The organism is Actinoplanes sp. NBRC 103695 (assembly GCF_030269485.1).
Taxonomy (GTDB): domain Bacteria; phylum Actinomycetota; class Actinomycetes; order Mycobacteriales; family Micromonosporaceae; genus Actinoplanes.
The window spans coordinates 64198-90943 of sequence record NZ_BSTL01000001.1 but is presented as its reverse complement, the minus strand read 5'-3'; the positions used below and the strand labels follow the sequence as shown (position 1 = coordinate 90943).

Annotated in this window: 15 protein-coding genes; 4 read left to right on the top strand and 11 right to left on the bottom strand. The window is 72.8% G+C overall.

Features of this window, described 5'->3' with window-relative positions; translation table 11 throughout:
• Window positions 1–52: 52 nt before the first annotated feature.
• Window positions 53–3253: a S8 family peptidase gene (locus tag QSK31_RS00345; RefSeq protein WP_285679838.1), complete on the bottom strand. Its 3201-nt coding sequence runs from the start codon at window positions 3251–3253 to the stop codon at window positions 53–55.
• Window positions 3254–3415: 162 nt separating this feature from the next.
• Window positions 3416–4384 (bottom strand): Glu/Leu/Phe/Val dehydrogenase dimerization domain-containing protein, encoded by a 969-nt coding sequence (locus QSK31_RS00340; protein WP_285679836.1) that lies wholly within the window; start codon window positions 4382–4384, stop codon window positions 3416–3418.
• 78 nt (window positions 4385–4462) lie between these two features.
• On the opposite strand from QSK31_RS00340, the gene QSK31_RS00335 reads away from it, so the two are divergent.
• Window positions 4463–4915, top strand: coding sequence for an Lrp/AsnC family transcriptional regulator (locus QSK31_RS00335; RefSeq protein WP_285679834.1), 453 nt, complete (start codon window positions 4463–4465; stop codon window positions 4913–4915).
• Window positions 4915–5640 carry a copper homeostasis protein CutC gene (locus QSK31_RS00330; protein WP_285679832.1) on the top strand — a complete coding sequence of 242 codons (726 nt, stop codon included), beginning with the start codon at window positions 4915–4917 and terminating at the stop codon, window positions 5638–5640. Before QSK31_RS00335 ends, QSK31_RS00330 begins: the two co-directional genes overlap by 1 nt.
• A 128-nt stretch (window positions 5641–5768) precedes the next feature.
• Here QSK31_RS00330 and QSK31_RS00325 read toward each other — a convergent pair whose 3' ends face one another.
• Window positions 5769–6272, bottom strand: coding sequence for a hypothetical protein (locus QSK31_RS00325; protein ID WP_285679830.1), 504 nt, complete (start codon window positions 6270–6272; stop codon window positions 5769–5771).
• 298 nt (window positions 6273–6570) lie between these two features.
• On the opposite strand from QSK31_RS00325, the gene QSK31_RS00320 reads away from it, so the two are divergent.
• A complete protein-coding gene (locus QSK31_RS00320; protein ID WP_285679828.1) occupies window positions 6571–7419 on the top strand; it encodes a DMT family transporter in 849 nt (282 codons plus the stop codon).
• Here the strand turns inward: QSK31_RS00320 and QSK31_RS00315 are convergent.
• Complete coding sequence (locus QSK31_RS00315) at window positions 7401–8342, bottom strand: polyprenyl synthetase family protein (protein ID WP_285679827.1); 942 nt, start codon at window positions 8340–8342, stop codon at window positions 7401–7403. The two genes, QSK31_RS00320 and QSK31_RS00315, sit on opposite strands and share 19 nt — an antisense overlap.
• Window positions 8335–10155 (bottom strand): terpene cyclase/mutase family protein, encoded by a 1821-nt coding sequence (locus tag QSK31_RS00310; protein ID WP_285679826.1) that lies wholly within the window; start codon window positions 10153–10155, stop codon window positions 8335–8337. Before QSK31_RS00310 ends, QSK31_RS00315 begins: the two co-directional genes overlap by 8 nt.
• 155 nt (window positions 10156–10310) lie before the next feature.
• On the opposite strand from QSK31_RS00310, the gene QSK31_RS00305 reads away from it, so the two are divergent.
• Window positions 10311–13772, top strand: a complete 3462-nt coding sequence (locus QSK31_RS00305) for a phosphatidylinositol-specific phospholipase C domain-containing protein (RefSeq protein WP_285679823.1) — start codon at window positions 10311–10313, stop codon at window positions 13770–13772.
• 376 nt (window positions 13773–14148) lie between these two features.
• Here QSK31_RS00305 and QSK31_RS00300 read toward each other — a convergent pair whose 3' ends face one another.
• The 6 genes from QSK31_RS00300 to QSK31_RS00275 form a co-directional block, all read right to left on the bottom strand.
• On the bottom strand, window positions 14149–16404 hold the full coding sequence (locus QSK31_RS00300; protein WP_285679822.1) for a YehQ family protein: 2256 nt from the start codon (window positions 16402–16404) through the stop codon (window positions 14149–14151).
• A 90-nt stretch (window positions 16405–16494) separates the two neighbouring features.
• Window positions 16495–17628, bottom strand: coding sequence for a VWA domain-containing protein (locus QSK31_RS00295; protein WP_285679821.1), 1134 nt, complete (start codon window positions 17626–17628; stop codon window positions 16495–16497).
• Window positions 17625–20048 carry a DUF5682 family protein gene (locus QSK31_RS00290; RefSeq protein ID WP_285679819.1) on the bottom strand — a complete coding sequence of 808 codons (2424 nt, stop codon included), beginning with the start codon at window positions 20046–20048 and terminating at the stop codon, window positions 17625–17627. Before QSK31_RS00290 ends, QSK31_RS00295 begins: the two co-directional genes overlap by 4 nt.
• 3 nt (window positions 20049–20051) lie before the next feature.
• Entirely contained in the window at window positions 20052–21161 is a 1110-nt protein-coding gene (locus tag QSK31_RS00285; RefSeq protein ID WP_285679817.1) for an ATP-binding protein, read from the bottom strand.
• Complete coding sequence (locus tag QSK31_RS00280) at window positions 21158–23212, bottom strand: DUF4132 domain-containing protein (protein WP_285679816.1); 2055 nt, start codon at window positions 23210–23212, stop codon at window positions 21158–21160. Before QSK31_RS00280 ends, QSK31_RS00285 begins: the two co-directional genes overlap by 4 nt.
• Window positions 23209–26703 carry a WGR and DUF4132 domain-containing protein gene (locus tag QSK31_RS00275; protein WP_285679814.1) on the bottom strand — a complete coding sequence of 1165 codons (3495 nt, stop codon included), beginning with the start codon at window positions 26701–26703 and terminating at the stop codon, window positions 23209–23211. Before QSK31_RS00275 ends, QSK31_RS00280 begins: the two co-directional genes overlap by 4 nt.
• Window positions 26704–26746 lie beyond the last annotated feature (43 nt).

Sequence of the window (26746 nt, the reverse complement as noted above, 5' to 3'; positions counted from 1 at the left end):
ACGGAAGGGCGGGGCCCCCACGAAGGAGACCCCGCCCGGCGTACCGAGAGAACTAACCCACCACGTACGCCTTGACCACCGTGATCGACGCGGTGTTGCCCGCGCCGTCGATGGTGTGGACGCGCAAGGACACGGCGCCGGAGGCCGGGTTGGTGACCTTGATGACGCGGTCGTCGCCGGCGCCGGTCACCCGGGCCGGCTGCCAGCTGCGGCCATCGTCGGTGGAGAACTCGGCCGTGAACTGGCGGTTCGGCTTGGCCGTCGAACCCTTGGGCCGCTCCACCGTCGCCGGCACGTTGAACGCGCCCGCCGGTGCCGAGTTGGTCTCGTCCAGCTTGGGGCTGAACCTGACCGTGGACAGCGGCAGGCGGTACTCCTCGCCGGTGTCCGAGGTGAAGGTCCACGAGGCGCTGACCGCGGTGGACAGGCGGTGCGGAGTGCCGCGCGAGGCGGACATCTCCAGGCGGTACGGCGCCGCGCCGGCCGGGACCTCGAATTCGCCGTAGTCGCCGGCGTTCTCGCCGATCAGCGTGTTGCCCGAGTAGAGCGCGGTCCGGGCCTCGTCGTACTGCGACCAGCCCAGGTGACCGGAACCCTCGCTGAACAGCGGCACCCCGGCGACGATGACGTCGCCGTACCGGACCGCGGTGTCCACGTCACCGTTCACCGACGGCGCGAACACCGCACGGTTCCAGTCCTGCTTGTAGACCTGACCGGCCTTGAGCTTGGCGTCCGGCGCGGACGAGCCGCTGAGGAACTCGGGGAACTCACCCGGGTCCGGCTGGTAGTCCTGCTCGAAGTCGGCCGACCAGCTCGTCGGGCCGTCCGTGTTCAGCCACTCGGTGCGCTGGAACGGCGTGCGGAACGGCAGGCCCGCGGCCCAGCCGCCGATGTCGCCCAGGTTCGGCCAGTTGATCTTGACGCCGATCACGCCCTCGCCGGCTGCCTCCTGGTTGTAGTTGGTCTTGACCTGCGCCAGCGTGCTCGGATCGATGGTCTTGACGTACCCGTTGTAGAACGAGCCCTTGCGCAGCCACGAGGCCTCGTACGTGTACGGGCTGTTCAGGAAGCCGCCCTCGGCGTCCGCCTTGGCGAAGACCGAGTTGATCGACGCGGTGAACTGGTCCACCTTGCCACTGCCGCCGATCTGCGCGGTGAACGTGTCACCGGGCGTACCGGACAGCGCCGACGCGCCGGAGCTGAAGTTCTCGCCGGACCAGTCCGCGTTGACGCCGACCAGCGCCTGGGACGCGTCCCTGCGCGGCGGCGTGACGACCACCGGCTTGCCGCGCCGGGCGTCCAGCTTGATCGTGTCCGGGCCGTCGACCACGAGCTTCGGCTGGACCAGGAAGCTCAGGTCCTCCGGGCCCCAGATCCAGCTGAACAGGCCGTACTCACCCTTGGGCAGGCGGATCTTGGCGTCGGCGTCGCCGCCGAACATGTCGTACGCCCTGCCGTCGGCGAGCGAGGTGAGCACCGTCAGGTAGTCGGTCGCGCCCTCGCCGTCCCGGCCGATGTGCGAGAACGTGACGTCGTAGCTCTCCACCTCGCGGTTGACCGCGACCGGCGTCTCCACCTTGACGTCGCCGCCGGTGGCGACCACGCGTCCGGTGAGGAAGCCGTCCGATCCGTCGCCCCGGGTGTCCGCGGTGACGGTGGTCGCGGCGGTCCCGCCGGCCGGCACGGTCACGCTGGTCGCGCCGAGCTCGAAGGTCCCGGTGTCGCCCTGGAGGGTGAGCGCCAGGGTGACCGGCGCCGTGCCGCCGTTGCGGTACGTGATGGTCTTGGTGATCGGGGCGTCGTCGTCGTGCGGCCACTGCTGGAGGCCGAAGCTGACGCTGCCCTCGTCCACCGACACCGCCTGGTGCACGACCCGGGCCACGTCGACCCGACCGGCGCCCTGCTCGAAGACACTCGCGCCCTCGGTCGGCTTGGCCGCACCCATCAGCAGGGTCTTGCGCTGCTTCGGGGACCAGCCGGGGTGCTGCTGGGTGACGATCGCGGCCGCGCCCGCCACGTGCGGGGTGGCCATCGAGGTGCCGCTGAGGGCGACGTAGCCGTCGGCGGCCGGGGTGCCGATGAAGCCGTTCGCGGCCTGGGCGGCCACGATCTCCACGCCGGGCGCGGTGATGTCCGGCTTGATCGCGTCGTCGCCGACCCGCGGGCCGCGGCTGGAGAAGTCCGCGATCTTGTCCTCGCGGTCGACGGCGCCGACGGTGAGCGCCGAGTCCGCGCTGCCCGGGGAGCCGACCGTGTGGTCGCCGAAGTAGCCGTCGTTACCGGCCGCGATCACGAACAGCGAGCCGTGCGCCGCGGTCAGGTCCTCGACGGCCTGCTCCAGCGGGTCGATGCCCGGGGCGTCGCCGCCACCGAGGCTCATGTTGACGATCGGTGCGGCCTGCGCTCCCCACTCCATGCCGGCCAGGATCGCCGACTCCTCGCACCACTCGACCTCGCACACCTTGCCGATGGCGAGCTTCGCGCCCGGGGCGACACCCTTGTACTTGCCGCCCGACTTGGCGCCGCTGCCGGCGATGATCGAGGCGACGTGGGTGCCGTGGCCGACGTTGTCGTCCGCGGTCGGCAGGCTGGTGAAGTTCTCCTGCGCCACGATCTTCCCGGCGAAGTCCGGGTGGGTGGCGTCGATGCCGGTGTCCAGGATGGCGACGGTGACGCCGGTGCCGTCCAGGCCCTCGGCCCAGGCGGCCGGCGCGCCGATCTGGGGCACGCTGACGTCGAGGTTGATCTTGCGCTTGCCGTCCAGGTAGATCCGCTCGACGTTCTTGTCCTGGCGCATCGAGACCCACGAGTCGCCACGGTCCGCCAGCGGCACGTCCACGGCCAGCGCGCCCACCTCGGTGAGGTCACGGGTGACGCGGGCGGTGGTCGCGGTGGCCGGCTTTCTCTTGCTGTTCTTCGGGTACGCGAGCAGCAGCGGAAGGACGGCGTCGCCGGTGTAGCCGAAGTCCTCGAGCGCGGTCAGGTCGAACAGCCGCTGGTCGATCTTCTTGGCCTCGAGCAGGGGCAGCGCATCGGTCGGGATCACGTACCGGTGACCCTCGGAGACGCGGCCGACGAATCTGATCTTCTCGCGGCCGGGCGCGCGCTGCACGCTGACCCCGCCCCTGTCGCTGAAGGTGACGCGGTCGCCGGTGATCAGCGTGACGCTGGTCGCCGTCCCGTCCGCGACCTTCCGCGCTGCCGCCTGGGCCGCCGTGGGAGCGACCGCGCTGAGCGCAGCGAACGTCCCCACGGCTACCAGTGCGGCGGAAAGTCTTCTCAGGCGCATACCTCTGTGCCTCCCCGTCGGCCGGGTCCCCTTCACCTGGCACATAGATGCCGGTAACTCTCCCACAGGAGGTCAACACTCCCCTGTAGACGACGGAGTTCGTGCACATGCGGGAAAGTGGCGGAACTACTGCAACGAAACGGCCAAGTGCCCGTTCAGGACCTTCCCGAGCGTGTCCTCGATGCTGTCGATCCGCCGCGTCGCCTGCGCCGGGGTGGCGCCGTGCAGCTCGATCTCGATCGCGTGGATGATGCCGCCGGCACTGACCACGATGTCCGGTGCGAAGAGGATCCCGCGGTCCCGCAGCAGGCCGGCGGTCGACGGGCCGTCGAGCTGGTTGTTGGCCGGTCCGGCGATCGCAGCGCAGCGCAGGACGGGGACGGTGGCCGGGGTGAGCAGCCCGCCGAGCGCGGCCGGGACGAGCACGTCGACCTCGGCGGTCAGGCACTCGTCCGGGCTGGTCCAGGTGGCGCCGTGCGCTTCGGCGACCGTACGCAGAGCCGGGTTGATGTCGCTGACCAGGAGCTTGGCATGCAGCTCGGCGAGCATGCGGACCAGGTGGGCGCCGACGTGGCCGAGGCCGAGCACCGCGAAGCTGCGCCCCGCGAGGTCGGCCGACCCGAACCGGTGCGCGCACACCGCGCGCAGGGCGGCGACGACACCCGCGGCGGTGCCCTCGGACGGGTCGCCACTCTTGTCCGTCCGGCAGAAGACGTGCGGCGTGCGTTCCGCGATCACGTCCATGTCGGCCGGCCCGGTGCCGACGTCCGGGCCGGTGGCGTACGCGCCGTTCAGGCCGGCGATGACGTCCCCGGTGTCGAGCAGCGCGTCCCGCCTCTCCCCCGCGTCGAGGATCCGGCCGGCCGGCAGCGCGACGACCGTCTTGCCGCCGCCGTGCGGAAGGCCGGCCAGGGCACTCTTGGCGGTCATCGCCGTCGACAGCCGCAGCGCGTCGGCCAGCCCGTCCCGCCAGCCGGCGTAGCCCTTCATCCGGCATCCGCCGATGGCCTGGCCCCGGGACGTCGAGTGCACGGCGACGATGATCGGGAATCCGGAGCGGCGGCCTCGCTCGATGACAATTCGTTCGTGGTTCATGCCGCGACGTTAAGCATTCACCGGGCCTGTGCGGCAGATCACCGAACGAAATTCGGCTGTCATGCCAGAATTGTGGCCGTGGACGAACTTGATGCGGCCATCGTCCGTGAGCTGCAGGCAGATGCGCGGCAGACGAACCGGGACCTCGCCCGCACGGTCGGCATCGCACCGTCCACCTGCCTGGAGCGGGTCCGGCTGCTGCGCGAGCGCGGCGTGATCGGCGGCTACCACGCGGAGATCGACCTGGCCGCCCTCAACCGGCACGTGCAGGCCCTGCTGAACGTGCAGGTCCGGCCGCTGAGCCGGGACGTGATCGACGGCTTCAAGGCGTACGTGACCGGCCTGCCCGAGGTGCTCGAGGTGTTCGTGGTGGCCGGCGGCGACGACTTCCTGGTGCACGTCGCCGTCCCGTCGGTGGACAGCCTGCACGGCTTCCTGATGGACAGGTTCAGCAAGCGCAGGGAGATAGTCGGATTCCGCAGCTCGGTGATCTACCAGCACGCCCGCAACCCCGTGATCGCGCCGCTGTGATGGTGACGTTCGAGCTCGCCGTGCAGGACACGCACGGCCTCGCGGTGGCCGCCCGGCTCGGGGCGGACCGGATCGAGCTCTGCTCGGCACTCCCCCTGGGCGGCGTCACGCCGTCGCTGGGGCTGATCGCGGCCGCCGCCGCCGGGCCTGAGGTCCACGTGCTGGTCCGGCCGAGGGCCGGCGGCTTCGAGTACGACGCGGACGAGGTCGCCCTGACGGTCCACGACGTGCGCCATGCCGTGGCCGCCGGGGCGGCCGGGGTCGTGGTGGGTGGCCTGCGCGCCGGCCGGATCGACCGTGACCTGGTCGCACGGGTGGTCGACGCGGCCGGTGCGGCGGCGGTGACGTTCCACCGGGCGTTCGACGCGCTCCCCGACCCCGCCGCGGCCCTCGACGAGCTGGTGTCGCTCGGCGTCGGGCGGATCCTGACCTCGGGCTGCCCGTCCACCGTCGCCGACGGGCTGTCCGGCCTGACGGCGCTGGTCGACGCCGCCGCGGGACGGATCGAGATCATGGCCGGCGGCGGGGTGCGGCCCGACCTGGTGGATTCGCTGGTGGCGACCGGGGTCCAGGCGATCCACGCGTCCGCGAAGGGCGCGGTGGCCGACGCCACCGGGCTGTTCCTGGGCAGCGCGGCCGACGGGACCGCCACCCGGGACACCACCGACGAGGCCGAGGCGGCCCGGCTCCTCGCGGCCCTGCGCTCGGCCACGACCCGGATCTGACGGGGTCATCGGGCGGGCTCGGCGATCCGGGCGCTCTCCGCGGTGGCGAGCCCGCACGGGCGCGGGATGAGCAGGCCCCCACGGTGGTCATGTACGGCTGCCAGCGCCGTGGTGTACCGGCGCTTCATTCAGATGCCGGACTGGACGCGTGCCTGCCTGATGGCCCGCGCCAGCTCCTCGTCTGTCAGCTCGACACCGGCGGCGCGCAACACCCACCGGACGTCACCGGACCCGGCGGGCCGCCGTGCGGACAACCAGCCGACCGTCTGCCCGGCCCGGCACACCGGCACGCGCAGCAGGGTGGTCGCGGCGATCCGCTCCCGGGCCAGATCGAGCAGGCCGCGGTTGCCCGGCCACCGCAGCGTCAGGTGCGGCCCCTCGAGCCCGACCAGGGTCAGCTCGGCGCGGCCGGCGTCCCAGTCGGCGCGTTCGACCCGGTCCCATCCCAGCCGGCGCCACGGCTCGAACTCCCACCGGAAACCCTGGTGGTACACCGCGTTCCGGGTCGCCACGACATACCGGTTGGTGGCGGTGTCACGCCCGCCGGCCAGCGCCCGCTCGCCTCTCGGCAGCACCGGGCACGAGGAACCGGCATCCATGCGGGATCGGCGTCGTTCGGTCGAGTCGCTCATGGCGCCACGGTGCTCCGCGGCGGGTGCCGTGCGCGTCCCCCGGCCATGGTCATTCGCGGCTACCGCGACCGCGGTATCCGGCCCGCCGCGGATACCACGCGGACACGACGCGGGCCGCAAGCTAGGCGTACGGGACCGGGCGCAGCTCGTCGTCATCGCGTACCAGAGTGGTCTGATCCGCCCCGGCGACCTGCCGCCGGCGCGCTGAGGCCGCGAAGCCCCTACTACTGACGCGGTATCCGCGGATGCCTGCGCTGGTAGGACGACCTCGCGGGCGATCCACGGCAGGCTGAGGAGCATGACGAACAGCATCCAGTACGCGGTCCTGCTCTCCGTGCTGTCCGCGGCCGGGTACGCGGCCGCCGCCGTGGTGCAGGAACAGCTCGCCGCCGGCGGTCGCCGCAGCGCGCCACGCTGGCTGCTGACACTGGTGCTCACCGGTGCGGGCGCCGGCCTTCACGTGATCGCGCTGGGGTACGGCACGGTCGGCGTGGTTCAGGCGCTCGGTGCGCTCACGCTGCTGTTCGCGCTGCCGATCGCCGCCGTCCGTACCCGGAGCAGGGTGACCCCGGAGGCCTGGCGGGACGCCGGGCTGACCGTGGCCGGCCTCGCCGGGATCCTGGCGCTGACCGCCGTACCGGACGAGCCCGCCGTCCTCACGGTCGCCGAGGGGTGGTGGCTGACGACGATCACCCTTGCCGGAGTGGCTGTGCTCGCGAGCGTCGCGCGGTCGAGTTCGTCGCCGCCGGCCCGCAGCCTGCTCCTGGCGGCCGCTTCGGGTACGGCGTTCGGCGTCGCCTCGGTGATGATCAAGACTCAGGCGGCCGGTCTCTCGGTGCCGGCGCTGGCCCCGATAGCCCTCTTCGCGGGCGGGGGCCTCGTGCTGAGCCAGCTCTCGTACCGGGGCGGGGGCCTCGCGGCGCCCCTGGCGATGGTCAGCGTCGCGAACCCGGTGGTGGCCACGACGGTCGGGATGCTGATGCTCGGCGAGGGCTTCCGGTTCGGCGTCGCGGGTACGGTGCTCGCCCTGGTGGCCGCGGCGTGCGTCACCCTCGGCGTGATCGGGCTCGCCACGCGCACCGCGACCCCGGCCCGGGTGACGGCGCCGCCGGTGCGGGATCAGCGGCCTCAGCTCGTGGCGGCGTGAGCCAGCTCGGTCAGCGCGGAACGCGCCTCGGCCGACAGACCGGATTCACGGACGGCGGCGAGCGCGAGTTCCGTCCGGTCGGCGATCAGCTCGGCGGCCATGCGGTCGGCGCCGGTCTCCCGGATCACGGCGCGCAGGCCGGCGGCACCCTCGTCATCCAGGGCGGGGTTGCCGTGCAGGGCCGCAATCGTGCGCCGCTGCGCCGGGCCGGCGTGCCGCCAGGCCAGGGACATCAGTATGGAGCGCCTCCCGGGCAGCGGTCGATCACCGAGAAGGTCGCCCAGCTCCTCGCGGAGGTGGCAGGCCTCGCCCATCAGGGCGCCGAAGGCCGAGCAGAACGCCAGCGCCGACCGTGGCGCCCCGGCCAGCGCCGCACCGATCTGCAGCGGCCGCTGCACGGTGTGGGACGCGGTCCTCAGCCGGGTGACCTTCCACGCCCGGTCCTCCTCGGCCGACGGCGCGGACGGGTCGATGGCGAGGTACTGGCCGGCGATGGCCTCGGTGCGCATCGCCGTCAGGAACGGCCGGGCGGCGGGGCCGATGCCGGCCGACTCGATCAGCTCCTGGGACCAGACCAGGCAGAGGTCGCCGAACAAGATGGCGCCCGCCGCGCCGACACGGGGCACGATCGACGGGCCGCCGCGGAAGTGGATGAGGGTGAACGCGTGGAACAGTTCCAGCCCCGCCGCCACCTGGACCACCTGGGGTGCGAGCGGATCCCCTCCGCCGGCCAGGGCGCCCGCCGCGCAGAACAGCGACCGGGTCCGCCGGCCGTCCCGGACGACCTCGGCGATCACGTCGGCGGGCAGCGGCCGGAACTCCTCGGTGCCGGGCAGCGTGCGGCCGGCCAGGAAGTCGTCCAGCACCTCGCCCACCCGGGCGCGGACCGCACCGGGCCACGAGAGGACGGCGAGGTCAGCCATGCCGGCTCGCGTACCGGCCGAGCGCGCTGAGCGGGAAGACGATCCGGTACAGGTGGTGGTTGATGTAGAGGTCGCCGGGGGAACCGGTGCCCGTGTAGTGCGGCTCGTCCCAGCCGCCGTCGGGCCGCTGGTGCCCGGTCAGCCAGTCGGCGGCCCGGCCCATCGCCTCGGCGCCCGCGTCACCGGCCAGCAGCCCGATCAGGCCCCACGCGGTCTGCGACGGGGTCGCCGGGCCACGGCCGATGTACGACCGGTCGCGGTAGGAGCGCGGGTCCTCGCCCCAGCCACCGTCCGGTTGCTGGCAGGCGGTCAGCCAGGCGACGCCGCGGGCGATCGCCTCGTCGATCCGGTCGGCGCGGGCACCGTCCACACCCGTGCGGGCGGCGGCCAGGGCGGGCAGGGCGGCGCCCGTACCGTACACATGATTGACGCCCCACCGGCCGAACCAGGAACCGTCCTCCTCCTGGTTGCGCAGCAACCAGTCGGCGCCGCGCCGGACCGCCGAGGTCCCGCCCGCGCCGCCCTGGCTGAGCGCCTCGATCACGTGCGCGGTGACGTCGGCCGAGGGCGGGTCGGTCGTCACGCCGAGGCCGGACGTCAGCCGCCCCGGCCACCTGCTGGTGTTGTCCGCGTCGAAGGCGCCCCAGCCGCCGTCCGCCGACTGCATGGCGATCAGCCACTCGCATCCGCGGCGGACCGCGGCGTCCACCCGGCGCGCGTTGCCGGTGGTGCGTGCCCGCAGCAGCGCCAGCACGGCCTCGGCGGTGTCGTCGGTGTCCGGGTAGACGTCGTTGTCGAACTCGAACGACCAGCCGCCGGCCCGGCCGTACGGACGTCGCACGGCCCAGTCCCCCGTTCGCCGGACCTCCTCCGCCAGGATCCAGTCGGCGGCCGCCCCGACCGCCGGGTGGTCGCCGGCCAGCCCGGCGTCGGTGAGCGCGACGACCGAGAGGACGGTGTCCCGGACCGGCGACTGGCAGGCCTCCACCCACCGCCCCTCGTCGCCTCGCACGGTGAACCGTTCGAGGCCGGCCAGGCCGCGGTCGGCGGCGGGGTGCCCGGCGAGCCGGAGCGCCAGGATCGAGTAGACCCACGGCGGCCGCATGCCGCCCCAGGAGCCGTCCGCCTCCTGCCGGTCGACGATCCAGGTGAGGCAGCGGCGCAGGGCGAGCCGCCGGAGCGGACCGTTGCGCGGGGCCTTCGACGCCGGGACGGGCGGAGCGCCGAGCTCGGCAAGGTCGAACGGCAGCGGGTGCGCCGGGCGGTGCGCGCGGACCACGGCCAGCGGCACGATGGTCTGCCGCGCCCAGCATGCCCAGTCGTAGATGCTGAACGGCGCCCACCGCGGCAGCAGGATCAGCTCGGGCGGCAGCGACGGCAGCGTGTCCCAGCTCCACAGGCCCACCATGGCCAGCCAGACGCGGGTGAGGACCCGGGTGCGTTGCGGGCCGCCGTTGGCGCTGATCCAGGAGGCGGCGCGCGCCAGGTGGGGCGCGTCCGGCTGATCGCCGGCGAGGCGCAGCGCCACGTACGCCTCGACGCCGGCGGACAGGTCCGGCGGGCCGTCGTGGAAGGTCGCCCAGGTGCCGTCGGGGCGCTGCCGGGAGCGGATCCAGGCGGCGGTGGCGGCGGTCTCCTCCGGCGTACGGATCCCGAGCATCTCGCGGAGCAGCAGGTCCTCGGCGTCCATCGTCACGTTGGTCTCGAGCAGGCCGCGCCACCAGCCGGCCGGGTCCTGCCGCGCGACCAGGTGGTCGCGGGCACGTCCCAGCACCTCGAGAACGGACACCCGCGAGGTGACCAGCTCCGTCATGATCGTCAAGCTAATCCAAAACGGACAAATGACGTGCCATTCGGTCACGGTCCGGCGTGTCCGGTTTATTCGCGCCACTTTCACCTGAATTCCCGGCAACCGCGTAGTATCGATGATCGTCCATGTCTGGCGCTCGCCGAGCACAGGGGGATCCCTTGCCGAGACCACGGCTGTTCCTGGCCGCCGCACTGAGCCTCGCGACCACCGCGGCCACGCTCGTGGTCAGCGGCGGCGCGGCCCAGGCCAACGAGTACTACAACAGCATCGAGTCCGCCGCCGCCGCCAACGTCGACTGGATGAGCCGGGTGCCCGGCGACACCAGCCTGGCCCGGCTGTCGGTGCCGGGCACGCACGACAGCCTGGCGCTGTGCGGGTACTCCGGTGACAGCGGCGACACGTGCGACCCGCTGACCACGAGCCTCACCAAGACACAGGAGAACCACGGCTACAGCGCGGGGACGCTGACCACCCAGTTCACCGCAGGCATCCGGGCGCTCGACATCCGCGTACGCGTCGACTCCGGTGATGCCGGGGTCAGTTTCACCGTCCACCACGGCACCTACTACCAGTGGGCCAACTTCGCCGACGTGCTGACCAAGACCCGGGACTTCCTCGCCGCGCACCCGCGCGAGACGATCCTGCTGCACCTCAAGGCCGAGTGCACCGGCGAGACCGGCTCCTGCGACGACGCCGGCGGCTACGGCAACGACGAGTGGCGCCTCAAGACGCTGCGGTCGTACCTGGAGGGCAAGGCCTACACGGGCGAGGGCGACGAGTCCCGCCCGGCCACCGACTGGAGCAGCCTCTTCTGGACGCCGTCGGTCACCGGCACCAGCCAGGCCGACATCCCCACGCTGGGTGAGACGCGCGGCAAGATCGTCCTGCTGGGTTTCCGCGGTGTGCAGGGCGGGATCTACTCCGGGTACGGGCTGAGGCAGCCCTACCCCGGCGGCGGATCCAACGGCGAGTACGTGCAGGACGACTACCAGGTCGATCAGATCGACGACATCGACGACAAGTGGGAGAAGGTCCGCACCCACCTGCGGAAGACCAACGGCGTGTGGGATCTGCACCGGCCGGGCGAGCGGGAACACGTCTACGAGCCGGACGCGATGTACATCAACTACACCAGCGGCTCGGGTTCCGGCGCGCATCCGTTCACGGTGGCCGGCGGCTCCCCCACCGCCAACGGCGTCAACGAGTTCCTCATCCAGTGCCTGCACGACACCGACGGCCGCTGCCCCGAGTTCTACCCGGACCGGGACGACAACTTCGGCGGCGAGCCGTCGATGACCCGCACCGGCGTGGTGATGATGGACTTCCCCGGCGGCGGGCTGATCGACGACATCGTGGAGCGCAACACGACCGGGCCGGACCCGGTGGACGACAACGGCGGCGTCGGCGACCCGATGGAACAACACGCCGGCGGTGACGACGGCGGCACCCGTCCCGGCGCTTCCGGCGACTGCCGGCCCGACGGCCTCGCGACCACGGCCGGCGTGTCCGTGCCGTACTGCAAGATCTATCAGAGCGACGGCCGGGAGTGGCTCGGCCAGGGTCGTCCGCGCCGGGTCGTGGCCTACTTCAACGGCGGGCGTACGGGCGCCGACGGCACCCCGCACTACCTGGTGAAGAACATTCCGTGGTCGAAAGTCACGCACCTCAACTACGCGTTCGCGGGCGTGGTGGACAACCAGATCACCGTCGACGGTTCGGCCACCCGGACGGAATGGCCCGGTCAGACCGGCGCGGAGATGGACACGTCCCTGCCGTACCGCGGGCATTTCAATCTTCTGACCAAGTACAAACGCCTTCATCCGCGTGTCAAAACGCTCATCTCGGTGGGTGGCTGGGCCGGGTCGGGCGGCTTCTACGCGATGACCACCAACACCGACGGCAGCGTCAACCAGGGCGGGATCGACACGTTCGCCGGGTCGGCGGTGACCTTCCTGCGCACGTACGGCTTCGACGGTGTCGACATCGACTTCGAATATCCGACCGTGCTGGACGACACCGGCAACCCGGCCGACTGGGGCACCGCCAACCCGCGCCGCCGTGGCCTGCCCGCCGGTTACACCGCGCTGATGAAGACGCTGCGGGACTCCCTCAACCGGGCGTCGGCGGCCGACAACAAGTACTACCAGCTCACCTCGGCCTCGTCGGCGTCCGGCTACCTGGTGCGCGGCATGGCCAACCAGACGGCGCTGGACTACCAGGACTTCACCAACCTGATGGCGTACGACTACCACGGCACCTGGAACGACGTGGTGGGCCCGAACGCCGCCCTGGCCGACGACGGCCGTGACCCGGAGCTCGCCGACCAGTACTCGACCCCCGAGTACGGCGGCATCGGCTACTTCAACACGACCTGGGCCCTCAAATACATGCGCGGCGCGTTGCAGGCGGGCCGGGTCAACATCGGCATCCCGTACTACACGCGCGGCTGGAAGAACGTCACCGGCGGTACGAACGGCATGTGGGGCAGTTCGTCGAGGACCGGATGCGAGCCCGGCACCGGCATCCGCCGCCCGTGCGGCGACGGCGCGGTCGGCATCGACAACATCTGGCACGACGACACCTCGAACGGCGGCGAGCTCGGCTCCGGCACGAACCCGCTGTGGCATGCGAAGAACCTCGAGAGCAACATCCTTCCGAGGTACGCCCCCGCGGTCGGCCTGACACCGGACAGCGATCCCGCCGACCGCCTGTCCGGCACGTACACCCGTTTCTGGGACAACGCGACGAAGACGTCCTGGCTGTGGAACAACACCAAGAGGGTCTTCCTGTCCACCGAGGACGAACAGGGCGTCGACGCGATCACCGACTTCGTCCGCTCGTCCGGCGCGGGTGGCGTGATGATGTGGGAGCTCGGCGGCGACTACGCCTGCCCCGCCACGGTGGACGCCCAGCACCCGTGCGGCATGGGTTACACGCTGACCACCCGCATCAACGAGAAGCTGGGCAACGCCGGCGCGTACTCGACGGACCTGCGAGCCGGCAGCACCGGAACCGCACCGGCGGTCACCGCGAACATCAGCGTGGACCTGGTCGACTACCCGACCCAGACAGCCAACCTGTGGCCCCTCACCCCCACGCTCCGGATCACCAACAACACCGGCCGCACGCTGGGCGGCGGCAAGGATTCGGTGCTGTCGTTCGACCTGCCCGCCTCGACGTCCCCGCTGGTCAAGGACGTCAACTGGCAGACCGACGGCCAGTGGCGCCTCACCCCCGGCTCCACCTTCCACCGGGTGAGCACCACGCTCGACTACTGCCAGATCATCCCCGCGGGCCGCACCCTGGACCTGCCGATCATCTACTTCCTCCCGGTGACCGGCCCGGTGAACACCAGCCTGTCGCTCGGCGGCACGGCCTACGCCCCCGCAACCGACAACCTGAAGGGCCTGGGCAGAGCAACCCCGCCCACCGGCGGCTGCAACGCCCCGAACTGGGACGCGGCAAAGGTCTACGACCCGTCGACCCAGACCGTCGAGCAGACCACGGTCAAGTACAACGGCAAGGTCTGGCACGCCAAGTGGTGGACCCAGAACAACATCCCCGGCACGGGCGCCGACGCCGACCACGAGCCCTGGAAGCTCATCGGCCCGGCCAGCTGACGACCCGCCCCACGACCCGTCCCACGGCCCCATCGACGGCAACGTCGGTGGGGCCGCCACCCCGGCCGTCTTCGCGCTGGCAAGCCCCAACGCGAGTGGTAGGACCAGGCAAGAGTGGTAAGGGGCGGCGGCATTGATGCCGAAATACCGCCACCAGCTACCACGCCGAAGGAAAGTGGTAGCCCAGACCGCCATCCGACGCCCAATTACCGCCAGGAGCTACCCCTGAGCCAAGCGCAAGCGGCGGCAGCGAGGGCGAGCGGTCACCCCGCCGCCTGGCAACCCCAGCGAAACCCCACGCTCAGCCCAAGCGGCGACAACGAGCAAGCCTCCGGCGCCGCCCGGCAACCCAGCGCAAGCATGCCCCCGCTCGCTGTCATCGGAGCTCGGCGGCCAGGCAGACGCGCAGGTAGGCGTCCACCCAGGCGGACACGGCCGGGTCGCCCGGATCCGGGCCCAGCAGCGCCGCAAACGACTCCACCCCCGCGCCCGCGCGGCGCATTCCCAGCGTGGTCAGACGGCCGCCCACCGATCGGAGACGGTCGCCCACCGTGGCCGGCGCATGCCGCAGGCCCCGGTGCGCCACCTCGGCGAGCAGCGTGACCGCCTCGTCCAGTGCGCTTCCGAGCGGATCGTCCTGCGAGGCGGGGCGGGCGGCCGGGTCGGCGGCCCGGGCGGCCGGCGCCAGGTCGGGCACCACCACGCCGTCCGGCATCGCGAAGCCGAGCGGATCGATCAGGACACCCCCGCCGGCGCGGCGAACCGTCCCCGAGACGAACCGGACGTCGCCGTCCAGCGCCGCGGCCATGCTGTCCAACCGGCCCGGCACGCACGCCGCATGCGTCGCCGAGATCGTCGCCGGGACGCCGGCCGCGTCCTCGATCACCGCGTCCAGCCGCTGATCGCCCGGCGCGTAGCTCACCGACCGCACCGCCGTCACCGGGATCACCCGCACCAGCTCGGCCTGCACGCGCGCGCGGATCGGCCGGGGTGGCAGCGCGTCCAGCTCCGCGGCCAGGGCGGTCAGGTCGTCCGCGATCAGTGACGGCGGCAGATGCTGCCAGGCTCCGCGCGACGCCATCGCCTCGGTCCGGCTGAGTCGCCGCGCGCCGAGCCGCACCGCCCGGCTCGCGCTGCGCGCCGCCGACTCGGTCACGACCGTCCCGGACGCGAGCATCCCGACGGTCACGCCCGCGATGCGCCGCGCGGCCAGCTGTGGTCCGGCTTCCTCCGTCTGGTACGCCCGCCGCAACACCAGCACGGCCGCACTGTCCGCATGCGCCAGGAACAGGTCCACCACCCGCTCGTCGCCGACCGCCGAGACCCGCGCCCCGAGCCCGTCCAGCCTCGCCCGCCGCAACGGGGTCTCGGCCGCCTCCTCCGTCCCCAGCACCTGGGATCGCAGCTCCGAGCCGCCGCCGGTCACCGCCCGGTGCCGCGCGAACAGTTCCGCGACGTGATCGGCGAGGAACTCCGGCCGGTAGCGTGCGCCGCGCTGCCGGTAGGCCTCGAGCTGACCGGCCAGGTCGTCCACGGCGAGCAGCGGCCACCGCATCCGCGCGGCGTCGAGCTCACGGCGTACCGAAGCGATCTCGCCTGCCTGCCCCGCACCCAGATGGACCGCGCCCTCCCGCAGCACCACCGCGGCCAGCGCAACCGCCGCCTCCAGCCCGGGCCCGCCGGCGGGCGCCGCGCCACCACCCACCTGAACCCGGACGTCCGCCTGCCCCGGCGCCTGCTCGTCGGCCACCCGGAACGCCCACACGGCCAGCGCGATCACATCGTCGCGCACCCCGGCGACCGCGTCGGACCGGGCAAAACCCAGATCCCAGGGTACGAGGAACCGCACGGTCGCCGTGGGCAACTCCACGCTGGGCACCGGATCCGCGGGCCGTCCCCGGCGCACCCGGGCGACATATCCGGTCCCCGCGAGACGCCTGGCGGCCGCGACCATCCGTTCGCCGATCCGAGCCACCAGTTCCTCGTCGGTGAACTGCCCCGGCGACCACCCGCTGCCGCCACGACCCGTCGCGTCCGGTCCCGGTGTTCGCGCGGGCCTGGCTGCCGCCGGTCGACCGGCGGCATCGCCACGCGCCGGCTCGTTCTGGGACGCACCGTCTTCCGCGGTTCGCCCGGTGACTTCCTCAGCTTGCCCGGTCCCTTCCTCAGCTCGCCCGGTCCCTTCCTCAGCTTGCCCGGTCCCTTCCTCAGCTCGCCCGGTCCCTTCCTCAGCTTGCCCGGTCCCTTCCTCAGCTCGCCCGGTGCCTTCCTCAGCTTGCGCGGTCCCTTCCTCAGCTCGCGCGGTCCCTTGCTCAGCTCGCGCGGTCCCTTGCTCAGCTCGTGCGGTCCCTTCCTCGGCCCGCGCGGTCCTGGCGTGCTGGTAGGCCAGCACCAGCCCGACAATGTGCCGGCAAACGCCCGGGGCACCGCACCCGCACGAGCCCTTGTCCAGCCCGCCGACCGGCAGCATCGTGGCAACCCCGTCCGGGAAGGACGCCCGCACCGTGCCGTCGTCGTCCTCGGCCAGCTCCGGCCGGGCGCGTTCGAGCTCGCGCCCGGCCCGCTTGACCAGCCCGCGGTTGGTGAGCTCGGCCAGGGTGGCGTCGGTGAGCGCCAGCAGATCCGCCCTCATCGCCCCACCAGCCCGGCGCCGCTCACGGTCGGCTCACCCGGCATCATCGCCCCACCAGCCCGGCAACGAACGCCACCAGCTCCCCCAGCGTCATCGCCCCACCTGCTCGGCCACGAACGCCGCCAGCTCGCCCGGCGTCATCGCCCCCACGGACGCGCCGACGTCGGCGAGGCTCTGCGCCATGTCCCGGTCGAAGCTCGGGTTGGCCTGCTCGTCGAGCGCCGCCAGCCCCAGCACCCTGGTCCCCTGGTCGACCATCTCGCGCACCGTCCGGATCAGGTCCGACCGCGAGCCGCCCTCATAGAAGTCGCTGATCAGCGCCACGATCGTCCGCCCCGGCCGCTCGATCAGCGACGCGCCGTACCGGACCGCCCGCGCGATGTCCGTGCCGCCGCCGAGCTGCACCTTCATCAGGAGTTCGACCGGGTCGTCCACCTCGCTGGTCAGGTCGACGACCTCGGTGTCAAAGGCGATCAGATGGGTACGAACGCCCGGCAGCCCCCACAGGCACGCCGCGGTCACCGCCGAGTGGATCACCGAGTCGACCATCGAGCCGGACTGGTCGACGAGCAGGATGACCTGCCATTGTTCGACGTGACGCCGGGTGCGCGAGAAGAAGTGCGGCGTCTCGATGTAGAGCCGCCGCTCCTCCGGCCGGTAGTGCCCGAGGTTGGCCCGCAGCGTCCGGGTGATGTCGAAGTCGCGGGCCTGCTTCCACCGGCTGGGCCGCCGCGCCCGCGCCCCGGTGAACGCCGCCCGCACCTCGGTGGCCATCTTCGCCAGCAGGTCCCGGACGACCGCCTCGACGATCCGCCGGGCCAGCCGAAGTACCTCCGGGTTCATCAGATGCTTGGTCTGCAGCACGGCCCGCAGCAGCGAAGGGTTGGGCTCGATCGTCTCCAGCACGGCCGGATCGGTCACGATGTCGTTGATCTCGTAGCGTTCGACCGCGTCCCGCTGCAGCCTTTCGATGGTCTCCCGCGGGAACAGCCGGTTGATGTCGTGGAGCCAGTCCACCGTGGTCAGCAGCGACGGCCCGTCCCCGCCTTCTCGTCCCGTGGTCGCGGCGCCCTGTCGCACATCCCGCCGGTCATGGTCTTCATCGCGCCCGTAGAGCCAGTCCAGCGCCGCATCCCGAGCCGCACCGTCCGCACCCAGCGGACCCATGGCCGACGCTGGCTTCCCCAGCACCAGCCGCCACCGTTCCAGACCCGGATCAGTCACGCCCGACCCTCCGTCTCGGTGCTCAACCCCGCACCCTCCACGCCCACGATCGCCACACCTCTAACCAGCCCCGCGATCCCCGTGCCCGTGACCAGCCCCACGCTCGACAACAACTCGTCGACGCGCTCGTCGAGCCGCATCCCAGCCGCCACCACCGAAGGGTCGACGGCGCTCCGCAGCAGGCTCCGCCCGGTCCCGCCGAGCCCGCGCCTGGCGAGCAACCGCCCCGCGATCGTCTCCCGTTCCCGCGGCGGGAAGAACTCGAACGCCTGCCGCAAAGCGGGCAACGCAACGAGGAAGTCCTCCGTCCCCATCCCCGACAGCAGATCGTCGAGCAGCGCGACAACCTCCTCGTCGTGCAGGACTTCTTCCCGCGCCACCGCGAACAGCCCGGCCAGCCAGTCCCCGGCCGTCGCCGCCACGAAGGCGCCGCGCACAGCCCGAACCGCATCAACACCCACGGGCTCAAAGGGATCGGGAACAGCCGCGCCCGTCACGCCGGAGCCGGGGCCCGACGCGGGCAAGGCGGAGGTTACGAGGTCGGCGAGTGCCCATCGGAGGCCGAAGGCGGCGCCGCGCAGATCAGGCGGGGCGGCCGGGTCGGCGCTGACCCGAGAGGCCGTCTCGACAGCGCCGTGCAGATCGAGCGAGAGGGCCCGCCCGGCATGGCGGAGGGCGTCGCGGCAGGCGGCCAGCGCCGCTATCCGGCCCAGGTCGGCCGGTGCCGCGCCGCCGTGCGCGCCTTCGGCCAGCCAGAGGATGCGACGGACCGCTGCGGTCACCACGCGCCCGAGGACGGCGCTGTGGATGGTGCCGAAGACGCGGTCGTGCCGCCACATCGTCAGGACCACGGCCAGCATGCGGCCGACCGGGCTCAGGTCGGGCGCGGCGGCGACGCCGGCGTCGATGTCGGCGAGGGCCCGGTCGGACACTTCGGTCACGCCGGCCAGGGCGGCGTCGAACAGCACCGCGGCCAGGGCGTCGACGTCCCGGCCGGCCAGGACGGCCCGCTCGGCGAGGGCGGCCGCGCAGGCGTCGGCCAGGGTCGCGCCGTGGGCGCCGGCCTCGATCACGGCGGTGAGGCGGCCGGGGTCGGGGCGCAGGGCCCAGCGTTCGCGCAGCGCCGGGTCCAGGCCCACCGACGGCCCGGCGGTGCGGGAGAAGCCGGGCACTCCGAGCACCCGCACCCGGTGCAGGATCACGCTGCGCGAGCGGTCGCCGGGGCGGGTGAGGTCCAGGTCGAGGTCGCCGGCACCGTCGAGGCCGGCGCGGGCGAGTTCGGCGTCGAGGTCGTGGACCAGGGGCGGCGCGGGCGTGCCGGGGTGCAGGCGCCCGACGCGGTTCCCGCTGAGCGCGGCGACCATCTCGACGACGACCGGGTGGCTGCCGGCTCGCAGGGTGCCCCGGGAGGACCACGGCAGGGGTACGTCCAACGCCTCGTTGACCAGGGCCGAAGCCAGGCCGTCAAGGACGTCGGCCCGAGCCGGGGAGGCGTGGCCGCGAACCATGGCGAGCCCGTCGGCGGTGGCCCGGGCGGCGATCAGGTCGGCGGTGGACACGGGTTGTTTCCGGTTCCGCAGGCGGCCGGCCACCGAGGTGACGAGGTGTCGCGCCGCCGCGGACGGCCCGGACTCCCACAGTTCCTGGTAGTACCCGGGCGACGGCATCCCGGACTGGTAACCGTCGAACGCGTCGAGGCGCCGGAACGAGTACGGCACCAGGTAGCTGCCGCCCAGCGCGCCCTCGGGCAGCCGTGGCGCCGCCGGCCACTCCGTGTCCCCGGTCGCGGCGAGGGTCACCAGGGCCGGCCGGTGGAAGCCGCCCGTCACCACGACGACCGGCCGGTCCCCGGCGGAGGCGGCCGCGGCTCGCACCCAGGACGCCATGTACGCCTCGCGTGCGGTGTCCGACTCCCCCGCCGCGGCTTCTCCGCGTACCAGGTCGAAGTAGGTGGCCAGCCGCTCGGCCAGCCCGTCCGTGGGTGCGATCTCGAACAGGTGGTCCCACAGCGCGTCCACGTTGTCGACGCCGAAGCCGCGGCACAGCCGTTCCATGACGTCGGCGTAGCGCAGCTCGGCGTCCGCGTACCGGTTGCTGCGTCCGGCGAAGGCGGGGTGCCAGGCGGGCAGGTCGATGAAGCGCAGTTCCGCGCCCACTGCCCGGCCCCGGGTGAGAGCAACCCATTCGGGCGAGTAGTCGCAGAACGGCGCCCAGGAGCCGTGCCGCCGCTCGTCGTCGCGGTAGCTGGTGAACACGGCGACCGGAAGCTGGTGCCCGAGGAGCAGTTCGCCGATCCGTTCGTTGAGGTCGGCGGGGCCCTCGATCAGCACGTACGCGGGCCGCAGCTCGTCGATGGTGTCGGCGACCAGCCGCGCGCACGCGGGACTGTGGTGGCGGACGCCGATGAACGTGACCGGCACGGTTCAGCCCGGGAGCAGGTGCCGGGCCCGGCGCAGTTCCTGCCACTGCCCGCCGGTGCGCCAGTCGACCTGCTGGGCCAGGTAGCGGCGGAGTTTCGCCAGGTCCTCGGGGCTGTCCTTGGCGGCCGTGCCGGCCAGGCAGGCGACCACGTCCTCGGCGTTGCCGGACTCGCCGCGCAGGAACCAGCCGCGCAGCCCGACGGCGTGCGCCACCGACACCGCCTCGGCCGTGCTCATCACCGAGGACAGCCGTTCCATCGTGTCGCCCCGCGCGGTCTCCCCGCCGCGCAGCTCGCGGAACGTGGTGACCAGCACCTCGAGGACGTCCCGCCGCGGCTCGGCGGTGACCCCGGAGCGCCGCAGCAGCTTCCCGGCCTCGTCGGCCACGAGTGTGAGTTCGGTGTCGAAGTCGGCGATCGGGAACACCGTCTCGAAGTTGAACCGCCGCTTCAGGGCGGAGCTCATGTCGTTGACGCCGCGGTCGCGGGTGTTCGCGGTGGCGATGACGGTGAAGCCGTCCCGGGCGAAGACCATCGACTCCGGCCCGGTCAGTTCGGGGATGGCCAGCATCCGGTCGGAGAGCGGGGACAGCAGGCAGTCCTGCACCTCCAGCGGGCAGCGGGTGATCTCCTCGAAGCGCACGGCCCGCCCCTCGGCCATGCCGCGCAGCAGCGGCGCGGGAACCAGCGAGCGGGTGGACGGCCCGTCGGCGACCAGCAGCGCGTAGTTCCACGAGTAGCGGATCTGGTCCTCGGTGGTGGCCGCGCCGCCCTGGATGGTGAGTGTGGAGTCGCCGCTGACCGCCGCCGCGAGCAACTCGGAGAGCAGCGATTTCGCGGTGCCCGGGTCGCCGACCAGCATCAGCCCGCGGCTGGTGGCGAGCGTGATGAGCGCCCGGTCGATGAGCGACGGGTCGCCGACGAACTTGCGGCTGACGCCGAGCCGGTCGTCGCCGATGACGAACCGGCGGGCGGCCTGCACGCTGAGCACCCAGCCGGGCGGCCGCGCGGCGGTGTCGTCGGCCCGCAGCCGCGCCAGTTCGTCGGCGTAGCGGACCTCGGCCGGTGGCCGCTGCACCTGATCGGCGGGTGCGGTGACCTCGAGCTCTTTCACTTGGTGGCCTCCGTGAGATGGCGGATGACGTCGGAGAGGGTGACGGCGTCGAGGTCGCCGGGCAGGGAGACCTGCTGGACGGCGTAGCCCGCGAGCGACACGACCACCGAGGGTTTTCCGGACAGCTCGAACACGACCCTGTCCCGGTCCAGCCGCCAGCCGCGGTACTCCAGACCCTGGGCGGCGTCGGGCGACAGGGCGACGCCCTCGAAGCGGAGGAGCCGACCGGCCGCGGTCTCGTCCGCCGTGGGTGTGAAGGTCTGCCGCCCCAGCTGCGGGAACGGTTGCAGGATCTCGTAATCGGCGAACACCTCGACCCAGTCGGGCAGGCTCCCGCCGAGTTCCAGCGGGTGCGCGATGCCGATGACGGCGTCGTCGGCCAGCCCGGTCTCGTCGTCCGCCACCGTGGCGAGGCTGCGGTCCTCCGCCACCCGGACCGCGCCGGCCAGCACGCCCGAGGAGTCGTAGACGCCCCAGACCAGGCGGCGGCTGATGTGCCGGAGCAGCGGGTGCTCGACGAAGTACCGGCGGAACTCGGCACCGGTCCACCGGCGGCGTTTCATCATGGCCCGTTCCAGCCGGCGCAGCTGCTCGGTGGCGACCGTGCGGACCTCTTTCTTCAACGTCGTGAACGCCTGGTGGGCGGCCGGCGCGAGCTCGGCGTCGTCCTTCGAGCCCGGTTTGGGCAGGGCTTTGAGATGCCGGCCGTCGGCGCCCATCACGTACGGCCGGAGCTGCTCGTCGAACCCGACGGTGAACTGCCGCGGCCCGTAGTCGAGCGTCATGCCGCCGTCGGTGCCCAGGCCGAAGTCGGGCACCAGCCGGTCGGCGAGTTGCTCGGCGGTCAGCCCGAGCCCGGTCGCCACCTCGTCCATCTTCTCCGTGGCGGCCGACTTGAGCCCCTTGAACGTGGCCCGCCGGGAGATCCGGCTCAGATACAGAAGAGCGACGTCGGATCCGATGGCGGCCAGCACGGACACGCCGGTGACCGCACGGGCGTGGTTGCCCTGCCCCGGCCACCACAGGATCAGCGGGGTGAGCCGGCGTACCGTCTCGTCGTCGCCGAGCAGGCCGAGGGCGTCGAGCGCCCAGTTGTCCTTGCTGTTGCCGCCGGAGCCGTCCCAGAGCAGGAACAGGCTCCACGCGAACTCGGCGAGGCTCGCCGGGTCGAGGTCGGCGGCGACGGTCTCCACGCCGATGTACGGGTCGTCGAGCCGGGAGATGGCAAGCATCTGGACCAGCGCTCCGATCGCGTCGTCGGGCAGGATGCCGCCGCCGCGCGTCCTCACCCGTGGCAGCGACCCGGCCGCCGCCCATGCCGGGACCGGGGGCATCCGGGCCGGCAGCAGGGCCGCGCGGTCGGTGCCGAGCAGCGTCTCGATCGCCGCCGCGGCCACCTCGCCGTATCCGGCCGCCGCGGTCCGCACCGCCCCGCTCTGGCCGTGGTCGTGCAACGTGAGCAGTGCCTTCTCGGCCTGGCGCCGGGCGGTGCCGGGCTTCTGCAGCGCGGCCGGGACGAGCGCCCGGGCGGCTGCCGCCGGGTGCCGCGCGAGCCAGGCCTGCGCGAGGCCGCGGAGCGTCTTGCGGGTCAGTGCCTCGGCCATGGCCACGGCCAGATCCGGCGACGAGAACGGGAGCACCAGGAAGCCGAGCTCATCCGGCCGGCGACGGGCGGCGTGCAGCAGGGGCGGCAGGGCGTCCTGCTCGAACCGGGCGCCGGCCGCGCGCAGCACGCCGGCGGCATCCCAGCGCGGGTCCGGGCGCCAGTCCGCGAGCAACGGCCGGAAGATCTCCTCGGGCCCGTGCAGGAAAAGCTCGACCTGGTAGTGCCAGGTCGTCGGACCGTCCCGGAAGTTACCGGCGGCCCTCTCCCACGAGTCCATCGCCCAGTAGGTCGGGCGTGGCTCCCCCAGCCATTCCGCTCGCTCGCCGGCGCCCCACTCGACGGTGACCGGGTCGGCGCACTCCAGCCCGGTGACCACCACCGGCCTGGCGGATCCGCGGTCGCGCCACGGCGGGCCGGCCAGCAGCGGCGGCACCGCGGAGGTCACGCGGTCACCTCCGTCAGGTCGCGGATGACCTCCGAGACGGCGATCCGGTCGAGCGAGCTCAACGGCAGGCGGCCGTCCTTGCGGTACCAGCTGTCGCTGCCGTCGGACAGGAAGATCTCCTCGAGTTTCTGCTCGGGGAAGATGTCGATGGCGCCGATCGCGATGCCCGGGTCGAGGGAGATGACCACCGCCCGGTTCGTGGCCAGGCTCAGCTCGATGTAGCCCTGGTGGCCGCCGTCCTGCGGCTCCTCACGTTTCCAGCCACGGCGTTCCAGTCCGATCACCCGGCCGGTCGGCACGGTGATGCCCTCGAAACGGGTCAGCCGGCCGGCCGCGGCCTCCGCCGGGGTCAGCGCGAACGTCGGCCTGCCGAGCTGCGGGAACGGCTGCAGGATCTCGTAGTCGGCGAACACCTCGGCCCAGTCGGGCAGGGCAGCGTCGAGCTCGAGCGGATGCGCGACCCCGACGATCGCGTCGTCGGCGAGCGCGGTCTCGTCGTCCTCCACTGTGGAGAAGGTGCGGTCCTCGGCCACCCGGACCGCGCCGATCAGCGTCCCGGACGCGTCGTAGACGCCCCAGACCAGGCGACGGACGATGTGCCACACCAGCGGGTGCTCGACGAACAGCCGCCGGAAGTCGCCGCCGCTCCACCGCCGCCCGGTCACCATGGCTCGTTCCAGGCGGCGCAGCTGGTCGGCCGCGACCGTGCGCACGTCCTTCTTCAGGGCGGCGAACGCCTTGAAGGCGGCCGGCGCGAGCTCGGCGTCGTCCTTCAAACCCGGTTTGGGCAGGGCTTTGAGGTGTTTCCCGCTGCTGTCCACGACGTACGGCCGGAGCTGCTCATCGAAGCCAACGGTGAACTGCCGTGGCCCGTAGCCGAGGCGCATGCTGCCGTCGGCGGCCAGCCCGAAGTCGGGCACCAGCCGGTCGGCCAACTGCTCGCCGGTGAGGCCCAGCGCAGCGGCGACCTCGTCCATCTTCTCGCCCGCGGTCGTCTTGAGGCCCCGGAACTTGGCCCGCTGCGCGATGCCGTGCAGGTGCATCAGGGCGACGTCGGTGCCGATCTCGGCCAGCACGTTCACGCCGGTGACCGCCTTGGCGTGGCCGGCCTCCCCGGGCCAGGCCAAGATCAGCGGGGTGAGCCGGCGAACCGTCTCGTCGTCGCCGAGCAGGCCGAGCGCGTCCAGGACCCAGCCCTCCTTGGAGTTGGCCCCGAAGTTCTGCCAGCGCTGGAAGAGCCCCCAGGCGAACTCCGCCAGGCTCGCCGCCCGGAGATCGGCCGCGACGGTCGCCACACCGGCGTAGGGCTCGCCCAGCCGGGACATGGCCAGCATCTGGACCAGGTTGGTGACCGCTTCGGCGGGCAGCACCCCCGATCCGTCGGCCAGCAGCACCGGCGGCAACAGGCCGGGCACCGCCCACGCGGGCACCGGCGGCATCTTGGCCGGGAGCAGCGCCGCCGGGTCGGTCGCCAGCAGCGTGTCGATCGCGGTGGCGGCCTCGGCGCCGTAGCCGGCCGCGGCGGACCGGATCGCCTCGGTGTGACCGTTGCCGTGCAGCGCGAACAGTGCCCCCTCGGCCTGGCGCCGGGCCACACCCGGCTTCTGCAGGGCGGCCGGAACCAGCGCCCGGGCGGCGGCCGCGGGATGGCGCAGCAACCACTCGAGGGCGGTGCCACGAACCGTCTTGAGCCGCGCCAGCCAGTCGGCCATGAGCAGCACGACCTCGACCGACTCGAACGGGAGCAGGAGCCGCGCCGCGTCCGAGGGGGCGCGCCTCGCGGTGTCGAGCGACACGGGCAGCGCGGCGAGCTCGAAGCGGCCGGCGGCGAGCCGCAGGTAGCTTCCGGCGTTCCAGGTGTCGGTGATCCGCCGCCAGGCGGCGACGACCGGCTGGGCGACCTGGTCGGGCGCTTCCGCGAGGAAGTAGGGGGCGTCGTTCCAGCGTGACTGCCCGGCGAGGATCCGCCGGCCCACGGCCTCCCAGGAGCCGCCGTGGCTGTTGTAGCGGTCGACGTGCGTCTGCCGCCAGGACTCGCGTTCGCCGTCGAGCCAGGCCATCGCCGGTGGGTCGGTGCACTCCAGCCCGGCGATCACGACCGGCTTCGCGGCTTTGGGGCGGTTGCGCCACGGCGGGTCGGCGAGCAGCGGCGGCACCGCCTCGACGGGCGCCTCCGCGACCGCGCCGGCCTCGTCGACGATCGCCTCGACCCGGCTTGCGGCGGCCGGGCTCAGTTGTGGCATGACCTGCTCGAGCAGTTCGGGGTGGGCGAGCACGTGCGCGCGGAGCAGATCGGCGACGGTACGGTTGCCGGCCCCCTCGGCCAGCAGTCGCATGGCCCGCACGGGATAGCGGGCGGCCGCGTCGGTCAGCGCGGGCGCGACGAACCTCTGGTCGGCCCGCTCGATCAGGCCGCCCATCACGTCGTCGCCGGGCAGGGCCGCGAGCACGGCGAGGATGCGCCGCTTGGCGTCGGAGTCGGCGTAGTCCTCGGCGAGCCAGCCGAACATCGCCGGCGCGATGTCGGAGCCGAGCGGGTCGGCCAGCGTCGTCGGCATGGCGAGCGAGCCGACGACCGGCCAGAAGGTCACGTCCGGCGCCAGGGCGTCGAGCTGCGCCCGGGTGGAGACGGCCGCGAGCAGGAACGTGGCGAGGTAGGAGTCGTGGCCGGCGCTCGCCGAGGCGACGTCCTCAGCCACCCACTCGTGCTGCGTCGGCAGGAGGACCGAGGTGGCCGCGCGGGCGTAGGCGTGCCCGGCCCGATGCGGCGTGAGCGCGGCGACGACCTCGGCGTACTCCTCGTCGGTGGCGGACGCGAGGGCGTGCCGCACCCGGAAGGCGATCAGCATCGGGCTGTCGATCTGGTAGCTCTGCCGGGTGTCGCCGGGCCGGAGTTCCCGGGCGGTCGGCACTTTCTCGTCGGAGACCACGATGCTCATCGCGCGCACCGCCGCCTCGGCGGCGAACCGCAGGCCGTGCTGGGCGATCCAGTGGTCGGCGAAGGCGGCGGCCCTCTCGCGGTGCCGCCAGGGGAGCGTGGCGGCGACCGCCCGCGCGGCGCAGGACGCCACGTCCTCCTCCGCCGACCGGAAACTCGCCGACATCTCCTTGACCGCGGCCCCGGCCTTGGGGTCCGGCACGAACCGCCCGACCCCGCTGCCACCGCGCCGCGCCCACCGATACCGATGCCACGCCGCCGGAAACACGAACGCATCCTCATCATTGAGGGGTGGTGAGACAGGCACAACGACAGGAGTAGTAAGTGGTGTGGGGGAAGCCGAGGCGGCGGTCGTCTCGGCGTACCCCTTGCGGGTCTTCTCGGCGATCAGCTTGGTCTCGTGGGCGGAGGCCGCGGCGGTGTCATCGAAGGTCTTGACCTTGGTCTGGCCGCTGGTGCCGACCCGGCCGAACCGCACGGTGACCTCGGAACCGTCCTGCCAGATCTCCCAGAATTTCGCCGAGCTGCCCTCGATGAACTCGAAACTGCGCATGCCCCACCCGTCGTCAGCACGAACACGATCACACCGGTGCCGA